Raw genomic sequence first — 17,564 nt, 5'->3', positions numbered from 1 at the left:
CTAGGTGTACTGCCCAGCGAGGTTGTTCAAGCGGGTGATCGGGGAGTGCTTGCCGATGGCGGTGTGGGGCCGGTGATGGTTGTACTCGTGTAGCCAGCTAGGCAGGGCCTGGCGGCGTGCGTGCTCGCTGAGGAACATCCTTCGGAACGCCCAGCCGTCGGCCATGGTGCGGTGGAACCGTTCGATCTTGCCGTTGGTCTGTGGCCGGTAGGGCCGGGTGCGCTTGGGCTTGATGCCCAGCTCGAGACAGGCATCGCGCCAGGCGTGGGAGCGGTAGGCCGAGCCGTTGTCGGAGAGGACCCGCCGGGTGGTCACGCCGCGGGCGGCGAACCAGGCCACCGCCCGACGGAGCACGCCGATTGCGGTGGCAGCGGTCTCGTCGTCGTGGATTTCGGCGTAGGCAACCCGGCTGTGGTCGTCGATCACCGTGTGCACGAACGCGGTGCCCAGCAGCGGGCCGTGGTGCTTGCTGCGCGGCTTGCCGGCGGTGGCCGCCCGGTTCTTGTCACCCTGGGCGCGGCCGACATAGCGGTGCCCGCCGCCGTCGGGGATGTTGCCCAGCTTCTTCACGTCTACGTGCAGCAAGTCGCCGGGGTGGTCGTGTTCGTAGCGGCGGATCGGCTCCCCGGTGGCCCGGTCGACGTGAGACAGCCGGTTGATCCGGCAGCGGACCAGTACCGCGTGCACCGTGGAGGCGGCCAGCCCGAGCCGGTCGGCGATCTGGACCGGGCCCAGTCGCTTCTTCCAGCGCAGGTGCACGATTTTGCGCACCACCGGCCGCGGCGTGCGACGCGGGCAGGAGTGCGGGCGTGAGCTGCGGTCCTCCATCGCCGCCGGCCCACCGGTCCGATAGCGGTCAGCCCACTTCTTCGCCGTCGGCCAGGCGACGTTGAACACCGCCGCGGCATAGCCGATCGACCAGCCGTCCTCGACCACGGCGCGGGCGAGCTTGAGACGGTGGCGGGGAGTCAGGGCAGCGTTAGCGTGGGCCACGAGGACCTCCGGGTTCGTGTGAGCGGGTGCCTTCAGCAGCTCCACTCCACGTCCGGAGGTCCTCCTCGCACAAGATCTTCAGTCAGATCTCGTGATCACACGTCCTCGACCAACGTCTCTGGTCGGTACAGCTAGGCGTCGAACTCGCCCGCGAGCCAGCGGTCGATGAGGTTGCGGGCGATCGAGACCGCCGGTGGCAGCGCGGCCAGCCCCTCCCCGGCCAGCAGTTGCTCCCGGGAGAACCAACGGGCCTCCTCGATCTCGTGCGGATCGAGGACCAGCTCACCGGCGGCGTCCGCACGCGCGACGAAGCCGAGCATGAGCGACTGCGGGAACGGCCAGGGCTGGCTGCCCGCGTACTGCACGTCGGTGACCCGCAGCCCCACCTCCTCGGCGACCTCGCGGGCGACGGCGGCCTCCGCCGACTCCCCGGGCTCGACGAAGCCGGCGAGGATCGAGAACCTGCCGGGCGGCCAGATCGCCTGCCGCCCCAGGACGACGCGGCCGGCGCCGTCGTGCACGAGCATGATCACGGCGGGGTCGGTGCGCGGGAAGATCTCGGCCCCGGTGGTCGGGTCGCGCTGCACCCAGCCGGCCCGTTCGATGACCGTGGGCGCCCCGGTGAGCGGGCTGAACCTGTTCCGCTCGTGCCACTCCAGGATGCCGATCGCCTCGACCAGCAGGCCGGCGTCGAGGTCGCCCAGCTCGGTGGCGAGCTCGCGCAGGCCGGACCAGCGGTCGACGGGGCGGCCGCTGACCGTCAGCGCCCGCTCGCCACGGACGGCGGCGTACGGCACGTCGTCGGCCTCGCCGAGGAAGACCGCGCCGACCGGGAGCTCCGGCCGCTCGTCCCACATCAGCGCCGTCCCGTCGGGCGTCTGCTCCACGGGGACGGCGCGGTGCTGGTCGACGGTGAGCACCCGCACGGGCCGCCCACCGGTGGGATCCGGCCGCGTCCGGGCGAGGTGCGCCCTGTCGTGGGCCACGCGGGAGAGGACCGGCACCGTGCCGCTCGACGGGAGCAGGCCCGACGGCCAGCCTTCGGCGGTACCCGGAGGCGGCGGGTTGTCGGCCGGGCTGCTGCCGCCGGGCGGGACGGTCATGCGCCGCCGTCCCGATGCACCGTCAGGTCGCCGAGCGCGCCGAGGGACGCCGCGACCTGCTCGGCGTCGCCCACCACCACCGCGGTGAGCGCGGACGGCGCGAGGTAGCGGCGGGACACCTCCTGCACCTGCTCCACGGTGACCGCCTCGAGCGCCCGCTGGTGATCGGCCAGCCAGCCGGCGGGCAGTCCGGCACCCACGAGCGCGGAGAGCGTGCTGGCCAGCCCCGCGTGGGTCGCCGTCGACAGCGCCATGCTGCCCAGGACGTACCGGCGGGCGGCATCGAGCTCCGCCTCGGTGACCGGGGTCAGCGCCATGCGGCCGAGCTCGTAGAGCGTCTCCAGGAGCGCCGGGCCGGTGACCTCGGTGGCGACGTCGGCCTCGACGAGGAAGGACGACGCCCCGGCCAGGTGCTCGACCGCGCTGCGCGGGCTGTAGCTGTAGCCCCGCCGCTCGCGGATGTTCTCCACCAGGCGGGAGGAGAAGTAGCCGCCGAAGACCATCGCGGCCAGCCGCACCGCCGGCAGGTCGGGGTCGGTGCGGGCGGGCGCCGGGCCGCCGAGGCGGATGTTGGACTGCACGGCGCCCGGCCGATCGACCAGGGCGAGGACCGGCGAGTGCTGCGCGGGTGCCGGCGAGGACTCGACGGCCGCGCCGGCACCGGCCCAGGTCGCCAGCGCCGCGGCGACGGCGTCCGTGGCTGCGGCCGGGTCGAGGTCGCCGACGAGCACCAGCGAGCTGCCCGCGGGCAGCACCCGCTCGCGGTGCAGCGCGCGCAGGGCGTCGGCGTCGACGGCGGCGACGTCCTCGGGTTCGGGCAGCGAGATCGCGTAGGGGTGGCCTGCGTAGCGGCGCTCGCTGAGCGCCGCCCGCGCGATGACTCCCGGCTGCGAGCGGGCGATGGTGATCCGCTCGGCGAGCCGGCCCCGCTCGCCCTCCACGCCGTCGGTGGGATACGTGGCGGAGGTGAGCAGCTCCGCGAGGACGTCCAGCACCGGGCGCAACCCGCCGGGCAGCAGCGTGGTGCTCAGCAGCAAGCGGTCGCTGTCGGCGGAGACCGCCATCTCGGCGCCGTGGCTCTGCAGCAGCTGCGCGAGGCCGGTCTGGTCGTGCGACGCGGTGCCGAGCAGCACCGCACCGGCGAGGACGCCGGACCGGGCAGCGTGCACCCCGGCCGAGCCCGTGTCGGGCGCAGCGAACGGGACGCGCAGCCGCAGCTCGACCAGCGGCACACCCGGCCGCGGCACGACCACCACCCGCAGGCCGCCGGCCAGCGTCGTCTCGGTGGCCGGCGGTACGGGGTGGGGACGGGGCTCGCCCAGCGGCGGGATCAGCGAGAAGTCGAGGGGCGCGCTCACCGGGAGCCTCCCGCCGGACGCAGCTCCAGCATCGCGACGGTGCCCGGATCCAGCCCGCGGGCCGCCGTCCGCACCTGGTCCGGGGTGACCGCGGCCAGCCGGGCGGCGAGCTCCCCGGCCAGCTCCGCCCGGCCGTGGATCAGCTCCGCGGCGGCGAAGGCGAGCGTGCGGCCGAGCACGGAGTCGGCCTGGCGCAGCAGCTGCGCCTCGGTGCGCGCCTGCACGCGGCGCAGCTCGTCGGCGTCGACGCCGTCGGTCGCGACGCGGGCGATCTCCTCGTGCACCGCGGCGGTGACGCGCTCGACCGGCACGGCGGCCGGATGGTGCACCTGGGTGGTCAGCAGCGTCGCGTCGCGGACGTCGAAGGGGTCGCCGAACAGGCCCACGTAGCTGCTCTGCGCGATCGCGATGCGGTCGTCGTGGATCAGCCGGCGCTCCAGCCGCGAGGCATCGCCCTCGCTGAGCAGCTCGGCGAGCAGCACGCTGCCGAGGTAGGCGTCGAAGTCCGCGACGGGGTCGGGCACCCGCCAGCCCAGTGCCACGGCCGGAGCCGGCGCCTGCCGGTCCTCGACCACCGCCGAGCGCACCGACGTCGGCCACGGCTCGCCGGTCTGCGCGGTCGGGGGCACCTCGCGGGCGGGGACGGGGCCGAACCAGCGGCGGACCAGCTTCTCGGTCTCCGCGACGTCGAGGTCGCCGCCCAGGCAGAGCACGGCGTTGCCCGGGGCGTAGTACTTGTGGAAGAAGTCGGTGGCGTCGTCGACGGTGGAGGACTCCAGGTCGACGAACGAGCCGTAGCCGTCGTGGGTGTTGGCGAAGCTGTCGAACGCGACCTGCGGCAGCTGCAGCCAGGGAAAGGCGCCGTAGGGCCGGTTGAGCACGTTGACCCGGATCTCCTCCTTCACCACGTCGATCTGGTTGCGGAGGTTCTCCTCGGTGATCGCCGGCGCGGCCATCCGGTCGGCCTCGAGGAACAGCGCGCGCTCCAGGGCCTCGGCGGGCAGGGCCTCGAAGTAGTTCGTGTAGTCCTGGTGGGTGGAGCCGTTGAACGTGCCGCCGGCGGCCTGGACCAGGCGGGCGTGCTCCATCTTCGGCACGTGCGCCGAGCCCTGGAACATGAGGTGCTCGAAGAGGTGCGCGAAGCCGGTGCGGCCCTCGGGCTCGTTGCGCATCCCGACGTCGTAGAAGACGCTCACCGCCACCACGGGCACGCTGCGGTCCGGGGCGAGGACGACGCGCAGGCCGTTGTCGAGCGTGAACCGTTCGACGGGGTGCCGCAGGGTGAGGTCGGTTCCGGCTGCCGTCACGGGTCCGACCCTAGCCGCGGGCGGGGACACGGCGCCCCGCAGGAGGCTGCTCCGCCGTCCTCCCTCACGGTGCGGCGCCCTCCCTCGCCGTGGACCACGAGGGAGGACGCCGCACGATCAGGAGAGCTGATCATCGCCGCCCTCACAGGACGTCGACGGCCTCGAGGAGTCGGTCGATCACGCCGTACAGCTCGGCGTGCGTGTTCGGGATGGAGATGTAGAGCAGCGCCGGCCGGGAGCGGCCGACGTCGACGAGCAGCAGCGCCGCCCGCTCCCCCGACGCGTCGTAGCCCTCGACGTCCCAGGAGAGCTGGAACTCGATCAGGTGCGCGGCGTGGCCGTCGACCGTGCGCGCCTCGTCGCGGAGGATCCGCCGCTCGTTGGGTCCCGGGTAGTAGTTGCCGCGCACGCTGTCCGCCAGGGACGCCACCGTGGTTCCCAGGCTCCCCGGCCCCGACCAGCCGTAGCCGTCGGCCACCGGGCCGGAGGTCACCTGGGCGATGAACCTGTCGCCGGCCGGGGTGACCTCCTGGGTCGTGAAGTACTGGCCCGCGACGGTGATCGTCTCGTACATCAGCGCCATGTCGAACTCCGACCAGCCGGCGCCGAGGTAGGGGTACGCGATGCCCGACGCCTCGTCGACGATCCGGACGGTGCCCGGCGGGAACGTCGGCCCGGAGGGCAGCTGGCCCGAACCCGCAGGGGGGCGGTCCCGCTCCGCGACGACGTCGCTCCCCCCGCCACCGATCACGAAGGCCAGCGCGACGGCGACGATCGTCGCCAGCACCCCGGCGACGACGAGCCAGGTGCGGCGGCTCGACCGCGCCGGCGCGGGATCCGGGGCGCTCCCCCACGGCGCGGGCGCCGGGTCGGCCGGCCGCTGCGGCGTCAGCACCGGCGAGGACTGGACGGCGACCCCGGGACCGGCCGGCGTCGCGACGTCGGACCACGCCGATCCGCTCCACCACCGGACCATGCCCGGGGTGCCGTCCGGGTCGGCGTACCAGCCCGGCGGCGGAGCGGGCTGCGCAGGCGACGTCACGGCCCAACCCTAGGCCGCGCGTAGCGTGCCGGAGTGCCTTCCGAGGAGACAGCCGTCGTCGAACGGCTGCGCGCCGCCGGCTGCGTCTTCGCCGAGGAGGAGGCCGCGCTGCTGCTCGCCGAGGCGGGCGCGCCGGCCCGGCTGGATGAGCTGCTGCGGCGCCGCGTCGCGGGCGAGCCGCTGGAGCACGTGCTCGGCTGGGCGGAGTTCGACGGCCTGCGCCTCGCGGTGGCGCCCGCCGTCTTCGTGCCGCGCCGGCGCACCGAACTGCTCGTGGCCGAGGCGGCCGCGCTCGTCCGAACCGGCGACGTCGTCGTCGACCTGTGCTGCGGCTCCGGAGCCGTCGGCGCCGCCCTGCTCGCCCGGCACCCGGACGCCGTGCTGCACGCCGCCGACGTCGACCCGGCGGCCGTGCGCTGCGCCCGGCGCAACCTCCCCGGCGTCCCGGTGCACGAGGGCGACCTGTTCGACGCGCTGCCCGTGGAGCTGCGCGGCCGGATCGCCGTCCTGGTCGCGAACGTGCCCTACGTGCCGACGCCCGCGCTCCGCGAGCTGCCCCCGGAGGCCCGGGACCACGAGCCGCGGACCGCGCTCGACGGCGGGGACGACGGGCTGGCCGTGGCGCGGCGCGTGCTCGCCGGCGCGGTCGGCTGGCTGACCACTGGGGGCACCGTGCTGTTCGAGGTGAGCCAGGGCCAGGTCGCCGCCGCGGTGGCGGCGGTGGCGGAGGCCGGGATGACGCCGGCGGTGGCCGCTGACGACGAGCGCGGCGCCACCGTCGTCAGCGGGTCCCGCTAACCCCGCGGCAGCGCCGCGAGCTCGCGCCACAGGTGCGCGGCCGCCTCCGCACCGCGCTCGAGCATGCGCAGCAGCACCCGCTCGTTCGGCGAGTGGATGCGGTCGGTGGGCAGCCCGACGCCGAGGAACACCAGCGGCGCGCCGAGCTCCGTGACGAGGTCGGCCTCGGGACCACTGCCGCCCTCGCGGGTGAGCAGCACGTCCTCCGGCGCGGTGTCGAACGCCTGCCCGATGGCGCGCAGCAGCGCGTCCATCGCTGGGGAGTCCAGGTCGCTCGCGCAGGGGGCGACGCCGCCGGGCGGGGTGTGCACCTCGGCCTCGATGCCCTCGGGCAGGTGGGCCTCCACCCACGCCCGCACCATGGCGCCGATCTCCTCAGGACGCTGGTCGGAGACCAGCCGGAAGGTGATCTTGGCGTGCGCCTCGGCCGGGATGATCGTCTTGTGCCCGGGGCCGGTGTACCCGCCCCACATGCCGTTGACCTCGGCGGTGGGCCGCGCGCCGGTGCGCTCCAGCGTGCTGAAGCCCGCCTCGCCGTAGGTGGTGCGCGACGCAGCCGGCCCGGCCAGCCAGGCCTGCTCGTCGAACGGCACCCGGCTCATCAGGTCGCGCTCGCGGTCGGAGAGCTCCCGGACCCGGTCGTAGAACCCGGGCAGGGTCACCCGGCCCTGGTCGTCGTGGAGGCTCGCGAGCAGCCGGGCCATCGCGTGCAGCGGGTTGGGCACGGCCCCGCCGAACGAGCCGGAGTGCAGGTCGACCTTCGGGCCGCGCAGGGTGATCTCGGCGTCGGCCAGCCCCCGCATCGCGGTCACCGCGCTGGGGGTGTCGGGTCCGGCCATGCCGGTGTCGCTGACGACGACGACGTCGCAGTCGAGCCGGTCGCGGCGCTCGCGCAGAAGGGCGGCGAAGTGCGGCGACCCCGACTCCTCCTCGCCCTCGACCAGGAGCTTGACGGTGACGGCGGGAGTGTCCCGACCGGTCGCCGCGAGGTGGGCGCGCAGGCCGAGCAGGTGGACGATCAGCACGCCCTTGTCGTCGCTGGCTCCGCGGCCGTGCAGTTCGGGGCCGTCCGGGCCCTCGACGCGGGTCGGCTCGAACGGCGGGTGGACCCAGAGCTCCGGCGGATCCACCGGCTGCACGTCGTGGTGGCCGTAGATCAGGGCGACCGGCGCATCGGGGTCGGCGCTGCGCCACTCGGCGTAGACGGCGGGCGCGCCCGGGGTCGGCCAGATCTCGACGGTCGGGAAGCCGGTGCGGCGCAGCGCCTCGGCGAGCCACTCGGCGCTGGCGGCGACGTCACCGGCGTGCGCCGGGTCCGCGGAGATCGAGGGGATGCGCACCCACGCGTCGAGGTCGGCGTACAGGTCGTCGAGGTGGGCGGCTACGAACTCGCGCTCAGGACTGCTGGTCACGGCTCCCGACGGTAGTGCTCCCGACGGTGGTGCCCGGTCCCGGCTAGCGTCCGGTGCATGCCCGGAGAGCTGCTGCGCACCGATGTCGGCGACCTGACCTTCGACGTGCGCGTCGACGGCCCCGAGGACGGGCGGCCGGTGCTGCTCCTGCACGGCTTCCCGGAGACGTCGGCGTCGTGGGCCGCCGTGACGCCGTTACTCGCCGAGGCGGGGCTGCGGACCTACGCCCCCGACCAGCTGGGCTACTCCCCCGGCGCCCGCCCGGCCGACGTCGACTCCTACGCCCTGCAGAACCTCGCCCAGGTGACCGCCGACCTCATGACGGCGCTGGAGATCCCAGTCGCCGACGTCGTCGGCCACGACTGGGGCGCGAACGTCGCGTGGGCGCTGGCCGGCTGGCACGCCGACCGCGTGCGGTCGCTGACGGCGGTGTCGGTGCCGCACCCGGCCGCCTACACCGCGGCGTTCCGGACCGATCCCGAGCAGAAGGAGCGCTCGGCCTACATCCGGCTGTTCTGGCAGGAGGGCAAGGCCGAGGAGGTCCTGCTGGCCGACGACGCGCGTCGGCTCCGCCGGATGTTCGGCGACGCGGTGCCGGCAGAGGCGGTGGACGAGTACGTGGCGGTGCTGTCGGCGCCGGGGGCGCTCACCGCGGCGCTGAACTGGTACCGGGCGATGAGCTCGAGCACCCGGGTCGACCCGGTGACGGTGCCGACGACGTACGTATGGAGCGACGAGGACGTGGCGGTGGGCCGGACCGCGGCGGAGGCGTGCCAGCCGTTCGTGACCGGCGACTACCGGTTCGTCGAGCTGGCAGGCGTCAGCCACTGGATTCCGGAGCAGGCACCGGAGAAGCTGACGCGAGCGATCCTGGACAGGATCGCGTCCAGCTGAGGAGTCTGCGATGACGACCCTGCCCGGCCGGACGGCGGGCACCGTGACCGCCGCCGTCGACGTCGCCGGCCCGTCGTCCGGCTGACCGGCCCGGTCACCCCTGCCATGCGGTTCGGCCCGCCGGTCTCGTACACGCACACCCCTGCGGGGGCGGCGCTGGCCTACCAGGTCGTGGGGGACGGCGACCTGGACCTGGTCTTCCTCCTGGGGTGGCCGACGCACCTGGCCCTGATGTGGGAGAACCCGGCGTTCGCGGAGTTCCTGTCCCGGCTCGCGTCGTTCTCCCGGCTGATCCTGTTCGACCGCGTCGGCAACGGGATGTCCGACCGGGGTCCGACGGGACACGCGTTCGAGGACACGATGGACGACGTCTCCGCGGTCCTCGGCCCGTCGGCTCGGAGCGGGTGGCCTTCTTCGGCTGCCACCTGGGCGGCCGGCTGGCGCTGCTGTACGCGGCAGCCCATCCGGAGCGGACGGCCGCGGTGGTCACCTTCGCCTCCCACCCGGCGACCCTCCGCGACGACGAGTACCCCTGGGGCAGCAGCCCGGAGCAGCGCGAGTGGCTGGTGGACAGCTTGCGCACGATGTCGTTCGACGTCGACGCGGTGTTCCAGGAACTGACTCCCACCGAGGCCGCCGATCCCTCCACTCGCCGGTGGTTCTCGACGTTCTTCTTCTCGGCGGGCAGCCCGGCGGAGAGCATCGACGAGATCGAGGCCATGGGACCGGTGGACCTGCGGGGTCTGCTCGGTTCGGTGCACGTGCCCACGCTCGTGCTCCACCGGACCGGCGACCTGATGGCCTCCGTGGAGGCCGGGCGGTACATGGCTGCGCGGCTACCCCAGGCGACGTTCCACGAGCTGCCGGGCGCCGACCACTTCCCGTTCTTCGGCGACCAGGACGCCGTCCTGGCACTCACCCAGGAGTTCCTCACCAGTCGCGCCCCGGCGGTCGAGCCGGACCGGGTCGTCGTCACGGTCCTGTTCACCGACCTCGTCGACTCCACCGCCCGCGCGGCCGAGCTCGGTGACCGGCGGTGGCGGCGGGTGAGGGAGGAGCACGACGACCTGGTGCGAGCGAACCTCGCCCGGTTCCGCGGCCACGAGGTGGAGACGACGGGGGACGGGTTCCTCGCGACGTTCGAGGGGCCCGCCCGCGCCATCCGCGCCGCCGCCGCGATGCGTGCCGACCTGGCGGAGCTGGGGTTGCGCGTCCGCGCGGGGCTGCACACCGGGGAGTGCGAGATCGTCGACGGCCACGTGCGGGGCATCGCGGTGCACATCGCCGCCCGCGTGATGGCGCTGACCGGACCGGACGAGGTCCTGTGCTCGCGCACAGTGAAGGACCTCGTCGCCGGCGCCGGGTTCCGCTTCGCCGACCGCGGCACGCACCGGCTCAAGGGCGTGCCGGACGAGTGGCCGCTCTACGCCGTGGAGCTGACCACATCGTGACGGCGCGACCTCCGGCGCCGACGCCGTACCGGGTGGCTCTGCTTCTCCTCGGCGTCCTGACCCTCCCGGCCTGCGGTGCCGACGAGCCGGGTCCGGCCGACGAGTCCCGCTCGGTGGAGGTCACCCCGGTCAGGACCTGGGGAGCTCCTGGTCCACGCACATGACGTTGCCCTCGCTGTCCTTGAACCAGGCCGCCCTGCCCATGCCCGGCAGGGTGGCGATCTCGTCGTCCCACTCGACGCCCGGCAGGTCGTAGACCTCGAAGACGACGCCCTTTGCCTTGAGGTCGCGGACCTCGGACTCGATGTCGGCGACGTGCCACTGGGCGATCGTGTGGCCAGCCTGGCCGGCGAACTCGGTCCGGTAGATGTTGAACCTGGTCCCGCCGCTCGTCTCGTAGCCGAGCGCCTCGACGTCGAACTCCTGTCGCGGCGTCAGCCCGAGCTTGTCGGCGTAGAAGGCCCTGGCCCGGTCCAGATCGCTCGCCGGGATGTTGGCCTCGACGGTGCTGTCGTTCAGCATGATGGGTCCAGTCGGTCGCTCCCGGTCCCCCGCGATGACGCCGAAAGGCTAGTCCTCGACCCTGCGCGGAGGGAACGTCGAACGAGGCGTCTCGCACCGGGGATTCCGTCGTCCGCGGGTGTCAGTCGGGCGTTCCGGTGACCAGGGCGAGCAGGCCCGCCTCGTCGAGCAGGTCGACGGGGCGGACCGTCTCCTTGGCCGCGACGTGGTGGAAGCCGGCGCTGACCTGCTCGACCGGGACGCCGGCCAGCCGCGACCAGCCCAGCCGGTAGGCGGCCAGCTGGACCCCGGCGGCGGAGAGCTCCGCGCCGGTGGGCGGCGGGCCGGTCTTCCAGTCGATCACCTCGAAGCGGCCGTCGGCGTCGGCGAAGACCGCGTCGATGCGGCCGCGCAGGATGAGCGGTCCGAGCGGGGTCTCGAACGGCACCTCCACCTCGACCGGCTGGCGGTCGGCCCACTCGCTGGCCAGGAAGGCCTCCTGCAGCTCGGCCAGCGCGCCGTCGGGGGCGGCGAACTCGTCGCCGGAGCCGGGCAGCTCGTCGAGGTCGACCAGGCGGGCCGCCCCGAACCGCTCCTCGAGCCAGGTGTGGAACGCGGTGCCGCGGCGGGCCTGCGGCGCCGGTGCCGCAGGCATCGGCCGGCGGAGCCGGCGCGCGAGTTCGGCCGGGTCGCGCCGCAGGGTGACCAGCGCGGACACCGACAGGTGCGAGGGCAGCGGCACGTCGACGGTCGGCGCGGAGTGCCGCTCCCGCTCGCGCAGCAGCAGGTCGGCGTCCCGGATCCAGGAAGCGACCAGCGGGTCGTCGTCGCCGAGCGACAGCTCCGGGTCCAGGGGGTGCGCGGCGGCGGACTCCACCAGCTCGGCGGCCGCGGTGAGCGCCCGCCGGCGGCGGGCCGACAGCGGGTCGGTCGGCCAGATCCCGACCGGCCACTCCTCCAGCGCCGGGTTGGTCGCGCCCTCCTCGGGTGCCGGCGCCCAGTGCACGACCTCGCCCGCGCCGGCCTCGCAGGCCTCCTTCACCGTGTGCAGCAGCACCGACGGACCGCACGCGTTGACCCCGTCCCGCCACCAGCTGCCCGAGCACAGCAGCAGGTGCCGGGCGCGGGTGACCGCCACGTAGCCGAGCCGGATCTCCTCGTCGCGGCCGAAGTCCTTCCAGTCCTGCACGTATCGCTCGAGCGCGTCGCGAACCGCCGCCTGGTCACCGGACCCGGGCACCGGCAGCGTCAGCCGCGGGAGCTCGGCGCGGTCGGTGACCCGCAGGTCGACCGGCACGGCACCGGGGTCCTTGATCCACGAGTCGCTGGCGTTGCTGCGGGCCGGGAACTGGTCGACGGTCATGCCCGGGACGGCGACGACGTCCCACTCCAGGCCCTTCGCCGAGTGCCCGGTGAGCAGCTGCACCGCCTCGGGGTTCACCGCCACCTCGCCGGGTTCCAACCCACGCTCGCGCTCGTCGGCGTCACGGAGGTACCCGAGGAACGCCGGCAGGGACGGCAGCTCGGCCAGCTCGGTGAACTCGGCGGCGACGCGGTGCAGCGCGTCGAGGTGCGCACGGGCCCCGGCCGGGCTGACCTCCGGCGCGCTGGCCAGTTCGGTCTCCAGGCCCAGGGTCCGGCCGACCTCGTCGACGAGGTCCGGCAGGGACTCCCCCAGCCCGCCGCGCAGGTGCCCCAACTCGGCGCCGAGCCGGCGCAGCCTGCGGTACCCGGCGGGCGAGTAGGCGGCGGCGTCGCCGAGGTCGTCGAGCGCCTCGACGATGCTGCCGCGCTCGACGGGTGCGTCGACCTGCCCCTCCTCGGCCGGCCCAGCCGGACGGCGGGCGTGCACCAGGGCGCGGGCCCGCGCCTCCAGCGCGGCGAGGTCGCGCGGCCCGATCCGCCAGCGGGCGCCGGTGAGCAGCCGACCGAGCGCGTCACCGGCGGTCGGGTCGACCAGCACGGTGAGCGTCGCGACGACGTCGGAGACCTCGGGCACCTCGAGCAGCCCGCCCAGGCCCACGACCTCGACGGGCACGTCGCGTTCGCGCAGCGCAGCGGCGATCCCGGGCAGCTGCTTGCGGGTGCGGGCCAGGACCGCGACGGTCGGGTGCCGGCCGTCGGGGCGCGCGACGAGCGGGTCCTCGTTCCGCCAGCACGCGGTCAGCCGGTCGGCCAGCGCGGCGGTCTCCTCGGCGACGGTCTCGTAGAGCCCGACCGTGACCGCGCCCCGCCCGGCGGTCGGGGCGGGCGCGAGGTCGGGCAGCGGGTGCTCCGGCGGCGGCAGCATCGCCGAGACGGCGTTGGCGACGGCGAGCACCGTCTCGTCGTTGCGCCAGCTGGTGGCCAGTGTCAGCCGCTGCGCCCGCTTGGCGCCGCGGCCGGGGAAGGTGCGGTCGAACCGCTCGATCGTGCCGGCCGACGCCCCCCGCCAGCCGTAGATCGACTGCCGCGGATCGCCGACAGCGAGCACCCCGTGCCCGGTGTCCCCGCCGAACAGCGCCTCGAGCATGCGCAGCTGGCCGACGCTGGTGTCCTGGTACTCGTCGAGCAGCACGACCTTCCAGCGGGCGCGCTCGCGCCGGCCGACCTCCGGCGAGGCGACGGCGACCCGCGCGGCATGGGCGACCTGGTCGGCGTAGTCGATCGACCCCATGGCCCGCTTGCGCGCCTCGAACGCCTCGACCAGCGGGAGCAGCGCCACCCGCGCCCGCTGGCGGGCGAGCATCTCGGTGACCGCCGCGTACGGGCCGCGCTTCTTGGGCGCGTCGGCGTAGCCGGCGATCCGGGCCTCCAGCTTCGCCGTCCAGTTGCGGAGCGCCGCCGGGCTCACGTCGTGCTCGCCCATCTCGGAGGCGAGCGCGAGCACGTCCTCGACGGTGGTGAGCGGGGTGAGGGGGACGTCGCTCATGTCGCCGGTCCAGGCGGACACCACGGTGGCCGCCTGCCCCCAGCACATCGCCGGGCCGAGCACCCCGGCGCCCGGCTCGACGCCGATGCGCAGCCCGTGCTCGGCGACCAGTGCGGCGGCGTAGCCGTGGTAGGTCGACACCGTCGGCTGGGCCACGGCCAGCCGCTCCCGGAGCTCCGGCTCGGTGTCGGGATGCGCCGCGAGCGCTCCGAGCCGCAGGTGGACGCGCTCGTTGAGCTCGCTGGCCGCCTTGCGGGTGAAGGTGAGGCCGAGGATCTCCTCGGGCGCGACGATCCGGTTGGCGACCAGCCAGGAGACCCGCGCCGCCATCGTCTCGGTCTTCCCCGACCCCGCACCGGCGACGACGACGAGCGGCCGATCGGCGGGAGCCTCCACGACGCGGGCCTGCTCGGGCGACGGCGCGTAGGACAGGCCGCACCGGGCCGCCACCTCGGCGGGCGTGAGCAGCCGGCGCGGCGCGGCGGGCTCGGCCGCGGCGTCGGCGAAGAGCTCGTCGAAGGACAGCTGTGCTGCGGCCCCGGCCCGGGACGTGGGGGTCATCCGGTCACCTGCCGGCCGCGCTCGTGCATCGGGCAGGTGCGCCGCGCCGGGCAGCGGGCGCAGTGACTACCGGTGCGCACCTCGAAGGTGGCCGCCCCCATGCCCTCACCCACCTCGGCGATCAGCTCGCCGGCCCACGTGCGGGGCAGCGGCAGGTCCACCGGCAGCGGCTCCTGGTGCTGCTCCTTGGCCTTGCTGCCGGTACCGACCTGCAGCAGCGCAGCCCCACCGGGCACGTCGCCGTGCTCCCCGAAGCCGCCCGCTGCAACGGCGACCTGGTAGGCGGCGAGCTGCCCGTGCTCCTCGATGTTCTTCGCGGCCGTCTTCCCCGTCTTGAGGTCGACCACCACCAGCCGGCCCTCGGCGTCGCGCTCGAGCCGGTCGACCTGCCCGCGCAGCCGCGCCCGCCCGACGACCACGTCGAAGTTCTCCTCGACGCCGACGAGCTCGCGGTCGTGCGCGGCGTGCCAGCGGAGGAACCTGCCCAGCATGTCCTGGGCGCTGTGGCGCTGCCGCTGATCGGCCCATCCCGGCCCGAGGTCGAGCTGGTCCAGCTCGCGGTCCAGGGCGGCCGGCGCCTCCGCCGGCGGCAGCCCCTCGGCGACCTGCTGGGCGACGGCGTGCACCGCCGTGCCGACGGTCCGGGTGGCGTCGGGCGACGCCTCCGCACCGACGGCGCCGAGCACCCAGCGCAGCGGGCAGCGCTGGAAGGTCTCGATGTGCGAGGGGCGGACACGGACCTCGCCGTCGTCGGGCACCAGCGGGGCGTCGTCGGACAGCGGGGCGAGCCCCCACCAGTCACCGGGAGCGGCACCGGGCACCCGCTCGTCGGCCAGCCGGCGCAGCACGGAAGCGGCGGCCGACCTGCGGGCCGAGGGCGTCGCCGGGTCGCTGACCGCGCGGCGCAGCTCGGCCACGAGCGCCGGCAGGGTGAGCGACCGCGGCAGCTCGGTGAGCGACCGCCCCTCCTCGGGCGGCGGCTGGACCAGGTCGAGGAAGCGGGAGGGCGTCGCGCCGGCGTCGGGCCCGTCGAGCGCACCCTGCACCGCCGTCACGACCAGCCGGCGCCGGGCCCGGGTGACGGCGACGTAGAACAGCCGGCGTTCCTCCGCGAGCGCCAGCGTCCGGCGGTCCACCGCCGCGCCGTCGATGCCGGCGGCCCGCTCGACCAGCTCCTCGGCCCCCAGCAGCGACGACCGCTCGCGCAGGTCCGGCCACACGCCCTCCTGGACACCGGCCACGCACACCAGGTCCCACTCCAGGCCCTTGGCGGCGTGCGCGGTGAGCAGCCGGACGGTCTCCCCCGCCGCCGCCCGCGCCGCACCGCCCTCGCTCGGCAGCTCCTGCGCGGAGAGGTGCGCGACGAAGGCGCGGACGTCCGCCGAGGGCAGCCTGTCGACGAAGCCCGCGGCTGCGTCGAACAGCGCAACGACCGCGTCGAGGTCCCGGTCGGCGACCGCCCCGGACGGCCCACCGGCCGCGCTCGCGCGGGCCCACCGCCCGGCCAGGCCACTGCGCTGCCACATGGCCCACAGCACGTCCTCGGCCGTGCCGTCCTGCGCGAGCGCCATCCGACCCGCCGCCAGGACGTCGGCCACGCGCTGGGCCGGCCCGGCGACGTGCGGCGGCAGCGCCTCCAGCAGCCCGTCGTCGGCCAGGGCCATGGCCAGCGGCTCGCCCCGCTCGGCCGGGTCCACGCCCTTCGCGACGAGCGCCAGCCGGACCGCGCGGCGGAGCCTGCGCAGGTCGAGCACGGTGGCGCCGCCGAGCGGCGAGGCCAGCAACGCCTCCGCGGCCGGCTCGTCCAGCCCGGTGGTCAGGCCCTCGTCGGGATCGGTGCCCGGCCGGGGCAGCAGCGCGGTCAGCGCGCTGAGGAACGGCGCGACCGCGGGCTGCGCCGCCAGCGGGAGATCCTCCGACGAGACCGCGACCGGCACGCCGGCCGAGGCCAGCGCCCGGCGCAGCGGCCCGAGCGCGCCGGCCGCGCGGACGACGACGGCCATCTGCGACCAGGGCAGACCGTCGAGCAGGTGCGCCCGCCGGAGGACGTCGGCCAGGTAGGCCGCCTCCAGGGCGGTGGAGCCGAAGACGTGCACCTCGGCGCTGCCGGGGTCGTCCGCCTCGCCCGCGACGAGCCGGCGGTGCTCCCACGGCCCGGGCAACCCGTCGGCGACGACCCGGCTGATCCGCAGGAGCTCCGCTCCCGACCGGCGGGAGACGCCCAGCGACACCCGGCCGGCCGGCCGGCCGTCGGTGTGCCGGAAGCGGTCGGGGAACTCGGTGATGCCGCGCGGCTCGGCGCCGCGGAAGGCGTAGATCGACTGGTCGGGGTCACCGACCGCGACCAGGTTGCCGCCCCGGCCGGCGAGCAGGGTCAGCAGCTCCACCTGGGCCGGGTCGGTGTCCTGGTACTCGTCGACGAACAGCCAGCGGGCGCGCTCGCGCTCCTGCCGCAGCAGCTCGGCGTCCCCGTCCAGCTCGGCGATCGCCTGCCGCACCAGCTCGGCGGGGTCGTAGCCCGAAGCGTCGCCGCGGCCCAGGGTCGAGAAGGCGGTCACCGCCTCGTACTGCTCCTGAAAGGCGGCGGCGTGCACCCAGTGCTCGCGCCCGGAATCGCGTCCCCAGGCCGCCAGCCGGGGCGCGTCGACCCCCCGCTCGGTGGCCCGCAGCAGCAGCTCGCGCAGTTCCCTGCGGAAGCCCGCCGTCCCCAGTGCCGGGCCGAGCTCGGCCGGCCAGCGGACCGCGCCCTCCTCCTCCACGTCACCGCGGAGCAGCTCGGCGACGACCGCGTCCTGCTCGGCCGCGGTGAGCAGGCGCGGCGGGGCCTCGCCGCGCAGCAGCGCCGCTCGGCGGAGGACCCCGTAGGCATAGGAGTGGAAGGTGCGGGCCAGCGGTTCGCGGATGGTCCGGCCCACCCGTCCGGTGATGCGCGTGCGCAGCTCCGCGGCGGCCTTGCGGCTGAAGGTCAGGACGAGGATCTGCTCCGGATCGACCCCCGCCTCGATGCGGGTGGCGACGGCCTCGACGATCGTCGTCGTCTTGCCGGTGCCGGGGCCTGCGAGCACGAGCAGCGGCCCGGCGGGGTGGTCGACCACGGCCTGCTGGGTGGGGTCGAGGCGAGGAGCTGCGGGGCGGTGCGCCGCCTCCGCCGCGACGAGCCGGTAGACCGGTGCCGCTCCCCCCTGTGCCACGCCTCCGATGGAAGCACGCGCCGCCGACAGTTCCGGGACGGC

General features: G+C 75.3%; 12 protein-coding genes. 3 read left to right on the top strand and 9 right to left on the bottom strand.

Going from position 1 to position 17,564, the window contains the following annotated elements; genetic code table 11:
* The 5 genes from A6V29_RS16590 to A6V29_RS16570 all read right to left on the bottom strand — a co-directional run bounded on the left by A6V29_RS16590 (position 1) and on the right by A6V29_RS16570 (position 5,803).
* Entirely contained in the window at positions 1-993 is a 993-nt protein-coding gene (locus A6V29_RS16590) for an IS481 family transposase (RefSeq protein ID WP_137161323.1), read from the bottom strand.
* Between the two features lie 131 nt (positions 994-1,124).
* The gene (gene nudC / locus A6V29_RS16585) at positions 1,125-2,096 is read right to left on the bottom strand and encodes an NAD(+) diphosphatase (RefSeq protein ID WP_137161322.1); all 972 of its coding nucleotides are present in this window, start codon (positions 2,094-2,096) and stop codon (positions 1,125-1,127) included.
* Positions 2,093-3,454: a M16 family metallopeptidase gene (locus A6V29_RS16580; protein WP_137161321.1), complete on the bottom strand. Its 1,362-nt coding sequence runs from the start codon at positions 3,452-3,454 to the stop codon at positions 2,093-2,095. The genes nudC and A6V29_RS16580 overlap by 4 nt, the downstream gene beginning before the upstream one ends.
* Positions 3,451-4,761, bottom strand: a complete 1,311-nt coding sequence (locus tag A6V29_RS16575; protein ID WP_137161320.1) for a M16 family metallopeptidase — start codon at positions 4,759-4,761, stop codon at positions 3,451-3,453. Before A6V29_RS16575 ends, A6V29_RS16580 begins: the two co-directional genes overlap by 4 nt.
* Before the next feature lie 142 nt (positions 4,762-4,903).
* A complete protein-coding gene (locus tag A6V29_RS16570) occupies positions 4,904-5,803 on the bottom strand; it encodes a DUF2510 domain-containing protein (protein ID WP_249933297.1) in 900 nt (299 codons plus the stop codon).
* Positions 5,804-5,836: 33 nt separating this feature from the next.
* On the opposite strand from A6V29_RS16570, the gene A6V29_RS16565 reads away from it, so the two are divergent.
* Positions 5,837-6,601: a putative protein N(5)-glutamine methyltransferase gene (locus tag A6V29_RS16565; protein WP_137161319.1), complete on the top strand. Its 765-nt coding sequence runs from the start codon at positions 5,837-5,839 to the stop codon at positions 6,599-6,601.
* Here A6V29_RS16565 and A6V29_RS16560 read toward each other — a convergent pair.
* Positions 6,598-8,013: a dipeptidase gene (locus A6V29_RS16560; RefSeq protein ID WP_137161318.1), complete on the bottom strand. Its 1,416-nt coding sequence runs from the start codon at positions 8,011-8,013 to the stop codon at positions 6,598-6,600. The two genes, A6V29_RS16565 and A6V29_RS16560, sit on opposite strands and share 4 nt — an antisense overlap.
* A 57-nt stretch (positions 8,014-8,070) precedes the next feature.
* On the opposite strand from A6V29_RS16560, the gene A6V29_RS16555 reads away from it, so the two are divergent.
* Complete coding sequence (locus tag A6V29_RS16555) at positions 8,071-8,907, top strand: alpha/beta fold hydrolase (RefSeq protein ID WP_137161317.1); 837 nt, start codon at positions 8,071-8,073, stop codon at positions 8,905-8,907.
* A 209-nt stretch (positions 8,908-9,116) separates the two neighbouring features.
* Entirely contained in the window at positions 9,117-10,358 is a 1,242-nt protein-coding gene (locus tag A6V29_RS16550; protein ID WP_137161316.1) for an adenylate/guanylate cyclase domain-containing protein, read from the top strand.
* Positions 10,359-10,487: 129 nt separating this feature from the next.
* On the opposite strand, the gene A6V29_RS16545 is transcribed toward A6V29_RS16550, so the two are convergent.
* The 3 genes from A6V29_RS16545 to A6V29_RS16535 form a co-directional block, all read right to left on the bottom strand.
* A complete protein-coding gene (locus tag A6V29_RS16545; RefSeq protein WP_137161315.1) occupies positions 10,488-10,880 on the bottom strand; it encodes a VOC family protein in 393 nt (130 codons plus the stop codon).
* A gap of 121 nt (positions 10,881-11,001) precedes the next feature.
* Positions 11,002-14,331, bottom strand: coding sequence for an ATP-dependent helicase (locus A6V29_RS16540; protein ID WP_137161314.1), 3,330 nt, complete (start codon positions 14,329-14,331; stop codon positions 11,002-11,004).
* Positions 14,328-17,522 (bottom strand): ATP-dependent helicase, encoded by a 3,195-nt coding sequence (locus A6V29_RS16535; RefSeq protein WP_137161313.1) that lies wholly within the window; start codon positions 17,520-17,522, stop codon positions 14,328-14,330. The genes A6V29_RS16540 and A6V29_RS16535 overlap by 4 nt, the downstream gene beginning before the upstream one ends.
* Positions 17,523-17,564 lie beyond the last annotated feature (42 nt).

This window comes from Blastococcus sp. CCUG 61487, assembly GCF_005222955.1.
Classification (GTDB): Bacteria; Actinomycetota; Actinomycetes; order Mycobacteriales; family Geodermatophilaceae; genus Blastococcus.
The sequence above is the reverse complement of the archived record's forward strand: the minus strand, read 5'-3'. Positions and strand labels throughout refer to the sequence as shown.

Coding starts and splice junctions, on each gene's coding strand:
- A6V29_RS16545 (WP_137161315.1), bottom strand. CDS start 10,880: ATGCTGAACGACAGCACCGTCGAGGCCAACATCCCGGCGAGCGATCTG.
- nudC (WP_137161322.1), bottom strand. CDS start 2,096: ATGACCGTCCCGCCCGGCGGCAGCAGCCCGGCCGACAACCCGCCGCCT.
- A6V29_RS16540 (WP_137161314.1), bottom strand. CDS start 14,331: ATGACCCCCACGTCCCGGGCCGGGGCCGCAGCACAGCTGTCCTTCGAC.
- A6V29_RS16555 (WP_137161317.1), top strand. CDS start 8,071: ATGCCCGGAGAGCTGCTGCGCACCGATGTCGGCGACCTGACCTTCGAC.